At 59.8% G+C, this 14,650-nt stretch carries 12 protein-coding genes; 6 read left to right on the plus strand and 6 right to left on the minus strand.

What is annotated here, in order from left to right; translation table 11 throughout:
* Positions 1–62 precede the first annotated feature (62 nt).
* Positions 63–1,760 carry an acid phosphatase gene (locus ACIOYV_RS31890; RefSeq protein WP_401330283.1) on the plus strand — a complete coding sequence of 566 codons (1,698 nt, stop codon included), beginning with the start codon at positions 63–65 and terminating at the stop codon, positions 1,758–1,760.
* 156 nt (positions 1,761–1,916) lie between these two features.
* Positions 1,917–3,089, plus strand: a complete 1,173-nt coding sequence (locus ACIOYV_RS31895) for a hypothetical protein (protein WP_401330286.1) — start codon at positions 1,917–1,919, stop codon at positions 3,087–3,089.
* A 63-nt stretch (positions 3,090–3,152) separates the two neighbouring features.
* On the opposite strand, the gene can is transcribed toward ACIOYV_RS31895, so the two are convergent.
* Positions 3,153–3,797 (minus strand): carbonate dehydratase, encoded by a 645-nt coding sequence (gene can / locus ACIOYV_RS31900; protein WP_054045742.1) that lies wholly within the window; start codon positions 3,795–3,797, stop codon positions 3,153–3,155.
* Positions 3,798–3,964: 167 nt separating this feature from the next.
* Between can and ACIOYV_RS31905 the strand changes: the two genes are divergently transcribed.
* The gene (locus ACIOYV_RS31905) at positions 3,965–4,369 is read left to right on the plus strand and encodes a serine kinase/phosphatase (RefSeq protein WP_265040920.1); all 405 of its coding nucleotides are present in this window, start codon (positions 3,965–3,967) and stop codon (positions 4,367–4,369) included.
* 128 nt (positions 4,370–4,497) lie between these two features.
* Here the strand turns inward: ACIOYV_RS31905 and rimI are convergent, their stop codons facing one another.
* The gene (rimI, locus tag ACIOYV_RS31910) at positions 4,498–4,950 is read right to left on the minus strand and encodes a ribosomal protein S18-alanine N-acetyltransferase (protein ID WP_054045745.1); all 453 of its coding nucleotides are present in this window, start codon (positions 4,948–4,950) and stop codon (positions 4,498–4,500) included.
* Complete coding sequence (locus tag ACIOYV_RS31915; RefSeq protein WP_401330303.1) at positions 4,943–5,683, minus strand: energy transducer TonB; 741 nt, start codon at positions 5,681–5,683, stop codon at positions 4,943–4,945. The genes rimI and ACIOYV_RS31915 overlap by 8 nt, the downstream gene beginning before the upstream one ends.
* A 206-nt stretch (positions 5,684–5,889) precedes the next feature.
* On the opposite strand from ACIOYV_RS31915, the gene mksB reads away from it, so the two are divergent.
* Genes mksB through mksF form a run of 3 tightly spaced genes read left to right on the plus strand, consistent with a single transcriptional unit; the run spans position 5,890 to position 10,695 of the window.
* Entirely contained in the window at positions 5,890–7,167 is a 1,278-nt protein-coding gene (gene mksB / locus ACIOYV_RS31920; RefSeq protein WP_054614061.1) for an Mks condensin complex protein MksB, read from the plus strand.
* Complete coding sequence (gene mksE / locus ACIOYV_RS31925) at positions 7,157–7,858, plus strand: Mks condensin complex protein MksE (RefSeq protein ID WP_027925914.1); 702 nt, start codon at positions 7,157–7,159, stop codon at positions 7,856–7,858. Before mksB ends, mksE begins: the two co-directional genes overlap by 11 nt.
* Positions 7,855–10,695 carry an Mks condensin complex protein MksF gene (mksF, locus tag ACIOYV_RS31930; RefSeq protein ID WP_401330291.1) on the plus strand — a complete coding sequence of 947 codons (2,841 nt, stop codon included), beginning with the start codon at positions 7,855–7,857 and terminating at the stop codon, positions 10,693–10,695. Before mksE ends, mksF begins: the two co-directional genes overlap by 4 nt.
* A 192-nt stretch (positions 10,696–10,887) precedes the next feature.
* Here mksF and ACIOYV_RS31935 read toward each other — a convergent pair whose 3' ends face one another.
* Genes ACIOYV_RS31935 through ACIOYV_RS31945 form a run of 3 tightly spaced genes read right to left on the minus strand, consistent with a single transcriptional unit; the run spans position 10,888 to position 14,453 of the window.
* Complete coding sequence (locus tag ACIOYV_RS31935; RefSeq protein ID WP_401330294.1) at positions 10,888–13,191, minus strand: intermembrane transport protein PqiB; 2,304 nt, start codon at positions 13,189–13,191, stop codon at positions 10,888–10,890.
* Complete coding sequence (locus ACIOYV_RS31940; protein WP_054045754.1) at positions 13,184–13,807, minus strand: paraquat-inducible protein A; 624 nt, start codon at positions 13,805–13,807, stop codon at positions 13,184–13,186. Before ACIOYV_RS31940 ends, ACIOYV_RS31935 begins: the two co-directional genes overlap by 8 nt.
* Positions 13,794–14,453 carry a paraquat-inducible protein A gene (locus ACIOYV_RS31945; RefSeq protein WP_163911854.1) on the minus strand — a complete coding sequence of 220 codons (660 nt, stop codon included), beginning with the start codon at positions 14,451–14,453 and terminating at the stop codon, positions 13,794–13,796. The genes ACIOYV_RS31940 and ACIOYV_RS31945 overlap by 14 nt, the downstream gene beginning before the upstream one ends.
* Positions 14,454–14,650 lie beyond the last annotated feature (197 nt).

Genomic DNA, 14,650 nt, shown 5'->3' on the forward strand with positions numbered 1-14,650 from the left:
CACATCGCGCTGCTAGCGTCCCGCCGAAACACATTGCAACAATTTCGTGAAAAGGAATCGAAATGGCCGACGAAAAAGACGGAACCGACCTCCCCTCCCCCGACGCCGATCAACCTGTAGATACCAGTCGCCGCCGCTTCCTGGGTGGCGTTGCCGTGTTGGGTGTCGGGGCAACCCTGAGTGCTTGCGGCACTAAAGGTGATGACACCGGCAAACCGGTCGAGCGCCCGCTGACGCCTACCGAGCTGGATAAAGCCCTGCACGAAAACGTGAAGAACGTCGTGGTGATCTACGGCGAAAACCGCAGCTTCAATAACCTGTTTGCGGATTTTCCGGGGATTGAGAAGCCGCTGTCGGCGCTCAAGCCGGACGACTATCAGCAACGAGACCGCGACGGCAATCTGCTGTCGACCCTGCCGCCAGTGTGGGGTGGCTTGAATCAGGTTGGCCCGCAAACCCTCGACGGTGTGGTCTACCCCGCCGGCACGCAATTCCAGGAACACTTGCCCAATGCGCCGTTCGCCCTCAAAGGCCCGCAAGGTGAAGACTTGCCGCTGAGCCTGGTGACCCGCGATCTGTGGCATGTGTTCTATCAGAATCAGATGCAGATCAATGGCGGCAAGAATGACCGCTTTGTGGCTTGGGCCGATTCCGGTGCCTTGACCATGGGTCATTACACCCAGACCCGCTATTCATTGCGCCTGTGGGATGTGGCCAGGGAATTCGTGCTCTGCGACAACTTCTTCCAGGGCGCTTTCGGCGGCTCGTACCTGAACCATCAATACCTGATCAGCGCCCAAGTGCCGTTCTACCCGGATGCGGCCAACTCGATCGCCAAGCCCAATATCGCTACGCTGCAAAGCGATGATCCGACCGACAATCGCCTCAAGCCACTGGACGCCTCGCCCGCGAGCGCCATGACCGGCCCGCCGCAGTTCGGCCCGAGCCTGCTGACCCCGGATGGCTACGCGGTAAACACCATGGCGCCGCCGTATTGGCCGACCTGGATTCGTGATCTGGAGCGCCCGGATTACGCCAAGCCTCTGCCCAGCGTTCTGGTCCCGCAAACCCACGAGCACATCGGCGACAAGCTCTCGAAAAAGAACGTCGACTGGGCCTGGTACGGCGGCGCGTGGCAAGCCACGATCGATGAGTACAAGGATTCGGGGGCGATTCCGAAAATCCCCAACTTCCAGTACCACCACCAGCCGTTCAACTACTTCAAGCGCCAGGGTCCGGAAAACCCGGCCGAGCGTGCCAAGCGCCTGCGCGATGGCGGGTTGGGCGATGAGTCGAGCACCAACAAATTCCTCGCCGATGCCGAGGCTGGCAAGCTGCCAGCGGTGACGTTTTACAAACCCCAGGGCAACCTGAACATGCACGCCGGTTACGCCGACATCGCCTCGGGCGACCGGCATATCGTGCGGGCGTTGAAAGTGCTGCAGCAAAGTCCGCAGTGGAAAAACATGGTGGTGGTGATCACCGTCGACGAGAACGGCGGCTGGTGGGACCACGTTGCGCCGCCAAAAGGCGATCGCTGGGGCCCGGGGACGCGTATCCCGGCGCTGGTGATTTCACCTTTTTCGCGCAAGGGCACGGTGGATCACACGGTGTATGACACTGCCTCGATCCTGCGCCTGATCACCCGCACCTTTCAGCTGGAAACCCTCGACGGGATCAGAATGCGCGATGACGCGATGATTGCCCGGGGCCAGAAGCCAATGGGGGATTTGACCAACGCGCTGCACTTTCCGGCGTGATTGATTGAGGCTCAAAAGATCGCAGCCTGCGACAGCTCCTACGGGGAAATGTCATTGGCTGCGATTTTTTGCACGGGTACTGGACCGCTCGACACATCTGGTTTCAGTATGTACCCGCCCCCGCCTACGTGGGTCCACGCTGAAAAGGATCTGAGCATGTTCAAACTCGCAGGACTTACCCTCGCCGCGCTCACCCTGAGTGCCGCCGCCCACGCCGATGTCGATCTCAAGCTGGGCAGCACTGAACGCGTCACCCGCCTCTTCGCTTACCCCAACAACTGCAACGTGATCTGCTTCCGCAACTGGACGCTGGAGCAAACCGTCGAGCATTACCTGACCCAGAGCGTGCAGCGCGACGGTTACAGCACCGCGAAAGTCCGGGTCAAAACCGATAACCATCAGCTTTACGCGGAAATCAGCGGCGTGCCCAAGGGTTATGAAAAACCCCTGGCGGCGCTGCTCGATGCCGGGGACTTGGCCTACAACGGCGCCAAAAAGCTCAACATCGATGGCAAATGGGCTTATAGCTGGTACCTGTTCCTGCCGTTGGGCATGGCGCTGGAAAACCGCAAAAGCGTCGAGTTGCTGCACTTCCCGCCGGATTACTCGTTGACCCAGGCCCAGGATTACCTGCGCTCCGCCACCACCGATCGCTGGGCCACGCTGCTGGTCGACAACGGCATTCCGACCGCGCAGACGCCGGGCTACCAGACCATCATCGACATCGCGCCGATTGCCGCACCGGCCAGCGCCGGCAAGGATCTGGAGGGCGTCTACGACTACTTCAAGGACTACCAGACCACCATGGTCAAGGAAGTCAGCCAGAACGCCAAAGGCGCAACGTTGCCGATGGTCGCGTTTGGCGCGCCGGTGCGTAACTGGATCAAGCAGCAATACGGGGCGACCGTAGGTGTGCTGGGCCTGGCGACAATCAGCCCGAGTGCCGGAGTGAAGGTGCCGGTGTTGGGTTCCAACCATCCAAGCTATATCTGGTATGCCGCTGACCCGGAAACCTACACCGGTCCTGACGCCCAGGCATTAGCCGACGCAGCGGGTCTGAAAGTCATGGGCCAGGATTTGAGCGCCGCCTGCTGGCAGGCCGGGATGGGCAGCAAACCGGGTAGCGATCCGGCTGCACTGCTGAAAAGCTGCACCCAGACCTGGCAAGTGACCCAGAAAGCGAAAACCTGCGATCTGTTCTACACCTCGATCCGCAACCTGACCGAAGCCCAGGCCGAAGCCAAGTGCGCCACGCCGCCGATCAAGTCCGAGCTCAATCAGTTGCAAGCCCCGGCACCTGCGGCGGCCATTCCGGCACCGCACATCTGAAACGACAAACGCCTTTGCGCGTGAGCCATGGCCCACACGCAAAGGCGTTTTGTTTTTAGCGCGTTACAACGCCCCGACAGGACGCAAACGGTATTGCGGCGGCAGTTGTTCAAAACCGCTGATGGTCGCGTTCAGGCTTTTCCAGCGACCGTCCTTGATGCCATAGATGCAACCGTGGATCGACAGGCTCTGCCCGCGATGCCAGGCGTTCTGCACAATGCTGGTGTGCCCGACGTTGGCCACTTGCTGGACTACGTTGAGCTCGCAGAGGCGGTCGACCTGTTCTTCTTCGGTGGGCAACTTGGCCAGTTCTTCGCGTTTCTCATAATAAAGATCACGAATCGAACGCAGCCAGCCATCGATCAGGCCCAACTGGCGGTCCTGCATCGACGCACGCACGCCGCCACACCCGTAATGGCCGGTGACCAGGATGTGTTTGACCTTGAGCACGTCCACCGCGTACTGAATTACCGACAGGCAATTGAGGTCGGTGTGCAGCACCACGTTGGCCACGTTACGGTGAACAAACAGGTCACCGGGCAGCATGCCAACGATCTCGTTCGCCGGCACCCGCGCATCGGAGCAACCGATCCACAGGTATTCCGGGGTTTGCTGACGGGCCAGTTTGGCGAAGAAATCAGGATCTTCTTTGGTGATCGCGTCAGCCCAGCGCTCGTTGTTATCAATCAGATCTTGTAATTCGTTCATGCAATGAAGCCTCAAGAATGATGCGCAGGTTTGACAGACGACCGTCCGTCGAGGTCACGCGCATGATGCAGATAGCCCAAACGTCCATGATCGGCATTCCATGCCGGTGGAATTCTCGCACGCCCTGTGGGTCCACCCTAGTAAGGCCCACAGTATGAGGAATTGCCATGACTGAATCACGACGTCCGTACGATGCGGTGCAACCCGAGCCCATCGATGACAACGAAGACCGCATGGGTTCGATGCATGAGCTGGATTTCGACGAGGAAGAACCGAGCGCCAAAATCGGTGACGAGCTGCCGGAAAACGAACGCGAACGCCTGATGCCCCGCGAACGTGTGCGCGAAGCCGGCATGACCGGGGCCTCGACCGACGACCATGAGTCTACCGATGATGACATGAGCCCGGAAACGCTGATCCATGAAGATGGCGCGCGGGACGCCCACGAAGCCGGCCAAGGCAATCAGGCCGATTGGGACCTGAGCATTGTCGATGAAGACGATATCGGTGGCGGCAATGGGTTGGATGAGGCGGAGTTGGCGAAGCGCGATCCGATTGACGGGAATCGTTGATCTGTAGCGCCTGAGCGGACGCCTTCGCGGGCAAGCCTCGCTCCTACAGGCTTTGTGGCGATCACAAATATTGTGTGCGACAAAAAACCTGTAGGAGCGAGGCTTGCCCGCGAAGCTTTTAAAGACTTTCAGTCAACCAAAGTGCAGGCCATGACCACAGCATCTTCCCGCCCACCCACCGCCGGGTAGTAATCCCGACGCCGTCCAATCTCGTTAAACCCATACCGCTCATACAACCGAAACGCCCCACGGTTGCTGTCGCGCACTTCCAGGAAACATTCCCGTGCCTTGGCGTCATACGCCCGGGACATCAAATGTTCCAGCAGCGTCAAACCCAGGCCTCGGCCCTGGTTTTCCGGTTTGACCGTGATGTTCAGCAGATGCGCTTCATCAAGAATGATCTGCACCACACCGTGACCGACCTGCTGCGAGCCTTCGAACATCAGCCAGATCTGGTATTTGCCCAGGCCATCGAGAAAAATTCCGCGCGTCCACGGGTGGCTATAAGCCGCGTATTCAATCTTCAGTACAGCGTCCAGGTCCGCCTCGGTCATTGGGCGGAACGATACAGCGTCACTCATTTGATTCTTTCCAACGCGCCATCAGCCGACGCATGGCTTGCCAGACATCAGCCTTACGCTGTGGCTCTTCCATTAAGAGTTCCAGGCCCGGCAGGGCCCAGACCGAGCCCAGGCCTTCGACCTGGAGTTCACGGTTGAATGATTCGGCATTGGCCTCGCCGGCAAAACGCACCGCCGGCAGGCCGATCAGCCACAGGCAGACACACGGTGCGTCTTCGAGCCGGGCCGAGAGAAAACCTTGCACGAAGTCCCGCGCCGCTTCCGGCCCCTGGTCCATCGTGCCACGGGTCAACAGCGGCCAGCGCACCGGTTCGCCGACGATTTGCGGGCTGTCCGGCAGACCGGCGGCGCGTAACATGTCCTTGAGCAACATGTACGCCGGGTCGCGGGTCTGGAAGGTTTCGCCTGTGGGTAACTCCACCAGCAGCAAACAACGCCCGGCCCGCAGCAATTGCAGGGCGAAACGCGGTGGCGGCACGACTGGCGCCTTTGCCACGACCGGTGCGGCCTCTTCTTCGACCTTGGCCCCCGAGCGCGTGCTGGCCAGCGATGGGCGTGGCACTTCGATTTTCACCCGCTCGGCCGGTTTGACCACCGGTTCCACGGGCGTTTCAGCCACGGCAGCCGGCAGCACTGGCGCGACGACCAACGGCTCGGGCGCTTCCAGCAGTTCTGGCCGCGAAGGCGCAGCAAAGGGCAATTCGGTGCGCGGCAGCCAGTTGACCACCTGCATGGCGGTCAAATAAGCGCGACGACGGGACTCGATAAGCAAAGGTCGGCCACTTGTGGATAACTAAAGTGCGGTGATTCTACCGCCCTTCGCTCAAGATCGCCCGCTGTTGATCCATAGAAAGCCGACTGTCCGTCCCGAGAGTGAATCGCAACCGGCGTGATGCAGTACAATCGCCGCTTTTATTCGACAACCAGCCGGCCATCCCGATGATCGAACCCAAGCGCGTCTTGCGCGCCCTCGCTGAACACTGGGCACTTCTGGAGCCACTGTGCGAGCACTTCGACCAAGGCACCCTGAGCCTCAACGAACTGCGTTCACAGTTGGCCGCCCAGCAACTGGACAGTACACCGCAGGACATCACCAGCCTGCTGGACGTGTGGATCCGCCTCGACATTCTGGTACCCGTGGCGAAAAGCCCGAACCGTTTCGAGCTGAATGCGCAGATCCACGACTTCCTCGCCTACCTGCGCCGTGAGCACCGTCTGGGCCTGTGCCTGGAAATCGAAGCCTATTTGCGCCATCTCGAGCGCCTGGCCGGTTATATCCAGGACGCCTTCGACATCCGCGACGGCCACGACTTGGCGCGTCAATTGCGTTTGCTCGACATGCGCGTACGGGATGTTCTGAAGAAACTCGCCAACGACGAACAGGCCCTCGTAGCCGTCGCCGAGCGCGCCAAGACCAGCGACCGGCAAATCCCGTTGCGTCAGCGCTACGCTGAAGTGTTGGCGACCTGGGACGAATACGTCGAGCCGATGATCCAGTTGGTCAACGCCGACGGCGCCTTCGAACAAGGCGTGCGCAAGGTCGAGAACGTGCTGCTGAAGATGCTCACCGAACAACAGCGCCTCGGCCATCTGGTCGATGACGACATGCTGCTGCGTACTCACGCGCGCATCCTCGAAATGCAGACCAGCGCCCAGTTGACCCTGCGTCACGCTCGCGAGCTGCTGCTGCCATTGCGTGAAGAAGCCCGCCGCCATAACGCCGTGACCCGTGGCGCGGCGCTGGCCTTGTCGGCGATCCGTCGTAAAGGCATCGATGCAGTGCCGCAAGCCGCGATGCCGATGTTCACTCGCCCGCAAAGCACCTTTCTTGGCAGTGCCAGTCAGGTTGAAGCCTACGTCTACGCCTTGGCGCGTTTCGAGCCGAAACCGGCGCGTTTCCCCAAGGCCCACAAAACCCAGAAAGGCGAAGCCCCGCGCGCACCACGCACGGTTCGGGAAATGCTCGAACGCTGCGAAGACGCCCTGCCGATGCCGGACCTGATGACCTGGCTTTTGGAACAAGAGCCGAACGGCGCTACCGACGAATTGCTGTACTGGTTCTCGCGCCTGTCGCGGGAAAAACGCTTCACCCGCGAGCGTCTGGAACGCCGCGATTACCACACTCATGAGCATCAGGTCAGCCTGCGCTCCTTCGCCCTGCTCTCGGCCCGCGACACCGCCGCCGAGGATTCTGCGAGCATCCCAAATGCATCTTGATCTAAACGAACTGTCCCAGCTGGCGCCGATCTTTCGCGAGCTGTTCAAGGGCTACCACGTCAGCCGCCGCGATCCGGAGCTGTACGCGCAACTGTCGAACTTTCAGGACCAGTACCGCACGCTGTTCAAGGCGTTGGGTTTTGAACTGGTCTGCGACACCCGTGGTTTCTACTATTTCGTACCGGACCTCGCCGCTGCTGCGGTGAACAAGACTGCGCAACGCCTGGCGCTGTTCACCTTTATCCTCGTCGAGCACCTGGCCGACCAGGGCCGTGACCCGGTCGCCGTGCTCGACGGTGGCAGCCTTGGCCGCGATGAATTGCCATCGCTGCTGGAGAAGTACCGCGACCTGTTTATCCAGGCCGAAGTGCAGACCGTCGAAGAACTCGAAGAAAAAATCATGCGCCGCATGACTCAGCTCGGTTTTGCCGGCGAAGAAAACGGCATTTACCGCTTCTTGCCGCCAATGCACCGTTTCCTCGATGTCTGCCTGTCGGTTCAGCAGGACCGTGATCTGGCAGCCAGCCTGCACAGCGTGTTGCCATTGCCGGTGCCGGTGTTGATCGATGATGACAGCGACGAAAAACTCCTGGAAACCGATGACCCGCTCGACTTGAGCGACTTCGAAGAAGAAAGCGAAGAAGACGCCATGGCCCGCGCCATTGCCGAAGAACAGGAGACCGACGCATGAGCAAGGAACGCTACGGCATTCGCCGCTTCGCCCTTTTGAACACCGCCGGTTACAGCCTCGGGCTGTTTCCGCTGGAAGAGCCGCTGTCGGTCTACGGCGCGAACAACCTCGGTAAATCCGCGTCGATCAACGCCCTGCAGTTCCCGATTCTGGCGCGCATGTCGGACATGAGTTTCGGCAAGTACAGCCTGGAACAATCCCGGCGTTTCTACTTCGCCTCGGACACCAGTTACATCCTGGTCGAAGTCTCGCTGCCCCACGGCCCGCACGTGATTGGCGTGGTCGGTCGCGGCCCGGGCGGTGGTTTCGGTCACCAGTTCTTCGCCTACGCCGGCAAACTGGACCTGGCCCATTACCAGAAAAACGACACCTGCCTGCGTCAGAAAGAATTGTTCACCAACCTTGAGCGCGAAGGCCTGAAAGCCTACGAACTCAAGCCGGATGAACTGCGGCGTTTGCTGGTCGGCGGTCACACCTCGATTCCGCTGGACCTGACGCTGATCCCGCTGCGTTCCACCAGCGAACAGAGCCTGAAGACCTTCCGCGCACTGTTCATCAACCTGCTGCACATGCGCGAAATCACTGCGGCCAAGCTCAAGCAACTGTTCCTCGACGCCTTCGAACATAGCCTGCGTTCCGGCAGTGTCGATTACATCGCCGCGTGCGAAGAAGCGTTCCGCGATGTACGACGCATGGAGCAGGACTACAACTCGCTGGTCACTGCGGGTCCATTGGTCGAAGCGTTGGCCTCGGGCGTTACCCAGCGCAATATCCTGCGCGGCAAGTTGCATCGCATCTCGCCGCTGCTGGATTCGTTGCTCGGCACCTGGTCGGACTACGCCAGTGCGCGCAAGGAAGAGCTGACGATCCAGGCCGAGCACTACCGCAGCGAGCAGGATGCCCTGCAAAACGATCAGCGCGGCGGTACTCAGGAACTGATGCGCCTGGAACGGGAAATCACCGGGATCCAGCGCTGGCTCGGCGAGTTGTCGGTGCTCAAGCATCGCTTCGCGTTGGTCACTGACGTCAAAGTCCTTGAGCAGCAATTGCTGGCGGCCAAGGATGCCCACGATGAACTGGCCGGAGCGCTGGCCCAGTCCCGGCAGTTCAGCGCCGAAGACCTCGACGAGCGCCTGCGGGATCTGGAAAAACGCCTGAAGTCAGTGAAGCAGCAACTCGATCACGCCGACAACAACAGCTACGCCCGTCTGCGTGAAGAGTTCTCGCAACAGGACGTCGAGCGCCTGATGCGCCTGTTCAACAGCGCGCTGTTCAGCCTGCCGCTGGGCGAGCACGGCATTACGCTGGACGAGGACGGCCAGTGGGTCAAATCCCTAGAACTGATCCTCGATGGCTTCAAGGGCGAGCGTTTCGAAGTGCCGGGCCTGGCCATCGACATCTCGCACATTGAGCCGCCGGCCCTGCAAGCCCTGGCTGACCGCGCCGCATTGCGCGATCAGAAAGAGCGCCTGGAGAAAGAGCTCAAGCAATTGAAAACCCAGGCTGCCGTGGTCGCTGACCGCGCGGCGAGCAAGACCCAGACCGAAGCGCTGTACCAGCAAGTGCTGGATGCGCAGAAAGCCTTGGAAGATTTCCGTCGCGCGCAAACCTTGAGCGCCGAGGAAGACGACAAGCTTGAGCAACTGGCGCAGATGGAGGCGGCGCAGGAAGAGTTGAAGCGCTCCAGCGATGCCTTCACCGAACGCGTCCAGCAACTGTCGGCCAAGCTGCAACTCGTCGGCCGGCAGATCGGCGACATGGAAGCCAAGCAACGCACCCTCGACGACGCTTTGCGCCGCCGTCAGCTGCTGCCGGCAGACTTGCCGTTCGGCACGCCGTTCATGGACCCGATCGACGATTCGATGGACAACCTGTTGCCGCTGCTCAACGACTATCAGGATAGCTGGCAGGGTTTGCAGCGCAGCGATGGCCAGATCGAGGCGCTGTATGCGCAGGTTCGTCTGAAAGGCGTGGCCAAGTTCGACAGCGAAGACGATATGGAGCGTCGCCTGCAATTGCTGATCAACGCGTATGCGCACCGCACCGACGAAGCGCTGACGCTCGGCAAGGCTCGTCGCGCCGCCGTGACGGACATCGCCCGGACCCTGCGCAATATCCGCAGCGACTACGACAGCCTCGAACATCAACTGGCGCTGTTCAACCGCGAGATCAACAAGCGTCAGGTCTCCAACCTGCAGAGCTTCCGCATCGTACTTGCGCCGAACAAGGAAGCCCTCAAGCACATCGACCAGATCATCCACAGCGCCGGCCAGTACGAAGAAGGCGAAACCCTTTCCGTATTCGACCTGAGCCAAAGCGCCGATCAGGACAACAAGAACGAAGAAGCCAAGGAATACCTGGCACGGCTGGTGGCGGCGAACCACAACCAGCTCGGGCTCAAGGATTTGTTCGAGCTGGCGTTCGAGATCACCAAGGTCAACGGTCAACCGGTGATCCACACCGACATCGACGGCGCCGCGTCCAACGGCACCACCATGACCATCAAGGCGCTGACCAACATGTACTTGTTGCTGCACTTGATGGACCGCGACCAGGCCGGTCGCGTGCGCCTGCCGTACTACCTCGACGAGGCGGCGGACATCGACGAGAAGAACCAGGCTGCATTGCTGGAAACCAGCCTGCAACTGGGCTTCGTGCCGATCCTGGCGAGCGTGAAGCCGCAGGTCTGCGCCAGTGTGGCGATCGACCTGGAAGGTGGTAGTGGGCCGAACGGGATCTACATCGATGAGGCGGACTGGAAGTACATCCGCCGGCATGATGAGGTGAAGGCGACGTTGAATGTTGATGCGGATGAGCCGGAGCTGGATGCGGTTTAGGTTGAACCGTTAGATATGAAAAAGGCCGCGATCCATTGGATTGCGGCCTTTTTTATTGAAGGTTTTCAGTGATTTTGAGGGGCCCATCGCGAGCAAGCTCGCTCCCACATTTTGATCGCATTCTCATGAGAGAACGCGGTCACCTGTGGGAGCGAGCTTGCTCGCGATGGCGTCACTACAGACGCCGCTGAATTATTTGCCGAGTGAAATCTTCGGCGCCCAAGTCAGCCATTCATCTTCAAACTTATCGAACAACGGGAACGTCTGCTCTGGTCGGGCCGGCGTGCCCATACGCTCACCGTCCGGCGTGGCGAAAGCGATACCGCCCTGGATCAACGTCTCCAGCGACTCGGTCCGCACTGTCGCGCCTTTGAACAAACCGAAGTCCAGGCCAAAACCGCTGGTGTTCCAGAAGCGCGTGCCGCTGCGCACCAATGGCGCGTACTTCGGCTCGATCAGGATGTGCACCAACACGCGGTCTGCGGTTTGACCCAACTCGTAACCGGTCACCTTGCCGACGGTGATTTCGCGATAGGTCACCGGCACACCGGTTTTCAGCGAACCACGGCGAGCTGCGCTCAACACCAGACTCAAACCGGCCTCAACCTTGGCGGAGTCCGGCGGATTGGCCAGGGCAACGAAGTTTTTCTGCGGGCCGAGGTTTTTCGCGGCCGGTTGCACTTCGATGTACTGACCGGTGACCAGGGTTTCGAGGTTCGAAGTCTTGATCAGACCCAACTCTGGCTTGACCACCCAGAACTGACTGCCCACCCGGGCAATGCGTTCCGGCACTTCGGTAATCCGCGCGGTCAGCATCACCGACTGCAAGTCATCCGTGAGGTCGACGTCCTCAATCTTGCCGACATCCAGCCCTTTGAAGCGGATTGGCGTGCCGGTGCGCAAACCGTCGGCACGATCAACCTTGATGGTGACCACCGCGCCTTTCTGGTTCGCCTCGTCATGGCTCGGGAACAAACGGAAACGCGGGATCTTCTTCTGCAACGGCGCCTTGGCTTCTGGAGTTTCGAAGGCGATACCGCCGGCCATCAGGCTTTGCAGCGATTCACTCTTGACCTGAATGCCGCCGGTCAAGCCGCCGCTGAGGGTGATGCCGCTGGCGTTCCAGAATCGCGACGAGGCGTTAACCAGGCCTTCGTACTCCTTCTCGATGTGAACGCCGATTACCAATTGTTTCTTGGTCTTGGAGAACTGGTAACTCTGGACCGAACCGACCTTGACCTGCTTATAGAGCACCGGGCTGCCGACCTCCAGGGAACCGAGGTTCTCGGTGAACAGCACCATGTGCAGGCCGGGTGAACGCAAGTCCAGCGGCGGCGCCTTGGCCCGCGCCACGAATTCGCGCTGCGGTGCACTGCCCTTGTCGCCGGGACGAATGGCGATGTAGTTACCTTTGACCAAGGCTTCCAGACCGGTGATGCCGGCCAAGGAAATCGACGGTTTGACCACCCAGAACTGAGTGCCGGTGACCAGGTAATCCTCGGCCAGCGGGTCCAGCGTCAATTCGGCGGTGGCGGCAGACAGGTCCGGATCGATCTTCAGCGCCTTCAGGTTGCCGACCTGGATGCCTTTGTACATCACGGGCGTGCGGCCAGCCTGCAGGCCTTCGAAGTCACTGAGTTTGACCTTGACCCGAATACCGGCAGCGGCTGCGTCGAAGTCTTCATAGAGACGGAACGGCAGGCTTGGATCGGTGGGCGGGCTGTCCTTGCGGTTTTCCGGGGTGGCGAACGCGATGCCGCCGGCGACGATGCTGGCCAGGGACTCGCTGCGGATTTTCACCCCGGACAGGTTGGCGTCGATGCTGATGCCGCTGGAGTTCCAGAAGCGCGTGTGTTTGCGCACCAGACTGGCGTAGGTGGGCTCGATAAAGACCTTGAGCTCGACCGTGCTTTGGTCTTCGGAGAGCAGATAGCTTTTGACCTGACCGACCTTGATCTGCTTGTAGAACACCGGGCTGCCACGGTTCAACGAACCGAGACGATCAGCCTTGATGGTCAGGTGCAGACCGGGCTTGGAGTCCGACAGTGGCGGCTCTTCGGCCAAGGCCTTGAACTTGCGGGTCGGCTCGCCTTCACCGGGGCTGACGGCGACATAGTTGCCCGACACCAGGGTTTCCAGACCGGTGATACCGGCCAGGCTCACGCTTGGTTTGACCAGCCAGAAACGGGTGCTGGTCTTGAGGTATTGCTCCACGTCCTTGTTCATCTCGATGGTGGCAATTACCCCTTTGGAGCTGCCTTCGTCATCAAGCTTGAGAGTCTTCACCTTACCGACCGACATTCCTTTGTAGACCACTTCGGTCTTGTTGGCCTGGATGCCCTCGCCGCTTTCGAAGCGCACCTGAATCTCGATGCCGGTTTCGTTATAGGCACGCCAGCCGAGCCAGCCACCGATGATCAGGGCGATCAGTGGCAGGACCCAGATAGCTGACCAGTTTGAGGCCGGTCGGGTTTTTGCTGTAGGCAAATCAGTCATGGTCGTCGTCCGACTCCGTGTTATCCCAAATCAGTCGGGGATCGAAAGTAACTGCGGCAAGCATCGTCAAAATCACCACACTGGCGAAGGCGATGGCGCCAAGATTGGCTTCGACGCTGGCAAGCCGTCCGAAATTCACTACCGCCACCAGAATGGCGATCACAAAGATATCCAGCATCGACCAGCGGCCGATGAACTCGATAAAGCGGTACATCACAATCCGTTGGCGTGCCGACAGAGGCTGACGCCGTTGCACTGAAAACAGCAGCAACGCGATGCCCACCAACTTGAACGTGGGTACCAGAATGCTGGCGATAAAAACCACGGCGGCGATGGGAATCATGCCGTGCTGAACCAGCTGGATCACACCGGACATGATGGTGCTGGGATCGCCCTTGCCCAGCGAGCTGACGGTCATGATCGGCAGCACATTCGCCGGAATGTAGAGAATCGCGGCGGTGATCAGCAACGCCCAGGTACGCATCAAGCTGTTTGGACGACGGGCGTGGACCAGCGCACCGCAACGGGTGCAAACCTGCTCATCGGTGTCAGCTTCCTGCTTGTTCAACTCGTGGCATTCGATACAAATCAGAATGCCTGCATCAATCGCCCGCATGGGCATCTTCTCCTGACAAAGCCTGCCAGATCTGGTGAGGCGACATCACAACCTCCAACCACACCTGAACCAACAACAAACTGATAAAGCACGCCAGGCCAAGACCGACGGTGATCGCTGCCATATCTGCCAGCTTGACGATCGCTACCAGCACGCCCATGAGGTAAACCTCGAGCATCCCCCAATCCCGAAGGTGGTGGTAAACGCGATAGAGCAACAAACCGTAGCTGCGCCCGATATCGAAACGAATGCTCAGTAGCACGAGCAACTGGCAGAGTAACTTGAGCAGCGGAATCCCCATGCTGCACAGAAATACAACGACCGAGACGCCCTGCATGCCGGTATTGAACAAGCCGACAACGCCGGTCCAGACAGTGTCTTGCGACGATTGCCCGAGTAGATTGAGCTGCATGATGGGTAAAAAGTTCGCCGGGATATACAACAACAGTGCGGCGATGACCAAGGCGAGACTGCGCTGAACCACGTTGTGCCGGTGGGCATAGAGTTCGTAGCCGCAGCGCGGGCATAGGGCTTTCTCGCCACGGGCGAGTTCGGGCTTGCGCATCAGCAGGTCGCACTCATGACACGCCACCAAGTCGTCCAGCGGTAAATCTGACAGCCCGGGGGCGTCAACCGAATCTGGCATAAAAGGCTCTTGCTCCGAAAAAGATGGGCCTATTCTAGTGTTCTGAATCGAAAATAACTGTGCAAATTTGTGCTGCTGGCGCAGCGCACTTTCCTGCGGGCAAAAACAAAACCCCTACCTGCATACGCAGATAGGGGTTTCGGAATTTAATCTTGACGATGACCTACTCTCACATGGGGAAACCCCACACTACCATC

The organism is Pseudomonas sp. NPDC087342 (genome assembly GCF_044744265.1).
GTDB classification, from domain to species: domain Bacteria; phylum Pseudomonadota; class Gammaproteobacteria; order Pseudomonadales; family Pseudomonadaceae; genus Aquipseudomonas; species Aquipseudomonas nunensis.

Excerpts from the sequence above, each read along its gene's own strand:
- ACIOYV_RS31890 (WP_401330283.1), top strand. The coding sequence starts at position 63 with ATGGCCGACGAAAAAGACGGAACCGACCTCCCCTCCCCCGACGCCGAT.
- ACIOYV_RS31895 (WP_401330286.1), top strand. The coding sequence starts at position 1,917 with ATGTTCAAACTCGCAGGACTTACCCTCGCCGCGCTCACCCTGAGTGCC.
- can (WP_054045742.1), bottom strand. The coding sequence starts at position 3,797 with ATGAACGAATTACAAGATCTGATTGATAACAACGAGCGCTGGGCTGAC.
- ACIOYV_RS31905 (WP_265040920.1), top strand. The coding sequence starts at position 3,965 with ATGACTGAATCACGACGTCCGTACGATGCGGTGCAACCCGAGCCCATC.
- rimI (WP_054045745.1), bottom strand. The coding sequence starts at position 4,950 with ATGAGTGACGCTGTATCGTTCCGCCCAATGACCGAGGCGGACCTGGAC.
- ACIOYV_RS31915 (WP_401330303.1), bottom strand. The coding sequence starts at position 5,683 with ATGCAGGTGGTCAACTGGCTGCCGCGCACCGAATTGCCCTTTGCTGCG.
- mksB (WP_054614061.1), top strand. The coding sequence starts at position 5,890 with ATGATCGAACCCAAGCGCGTCTTGCGCGCCCTCGCTGAACACTGGGCA.
- mksE (WP_027925914.1), top strand. The coding sequence starts at position 7,157 with ATGCATCTTGATCTAAACGAACTGTCCCAGCTGGCGCCGATCTTTCGC.
- mksF (WP_401330291.1), top strand. The coding sequence starts at position 7,855 with ATGAGCAAGGAACGCTACGGCATTCGCCGCTTCGCCCTTTTGAACACC.
- ACIOYV_RS31935 (WP_401330294.1), bottom strand. The coding sequence starts at position 13,191 with ATGACTGATTTGCCTACAGCAAAAACCCGACCGGCCTCAAACTGGTCA.
- ACIOYV_RS31940 (WP_054045754.1), bottom strand. The coding sequence starts at position 13,807 with ATGCGGGCGATTGATGCAGGCATTCTGATTTGTATCGAATGCCACGAG.
- ACIOYV_RS31945 (WP_163911854.1), bottom strand. The coding sequence starts at position 14,453 with ATGCCAGATTCGGTTGACGCCCCCGGGCTGTCAGATTTACCGCTGGAC.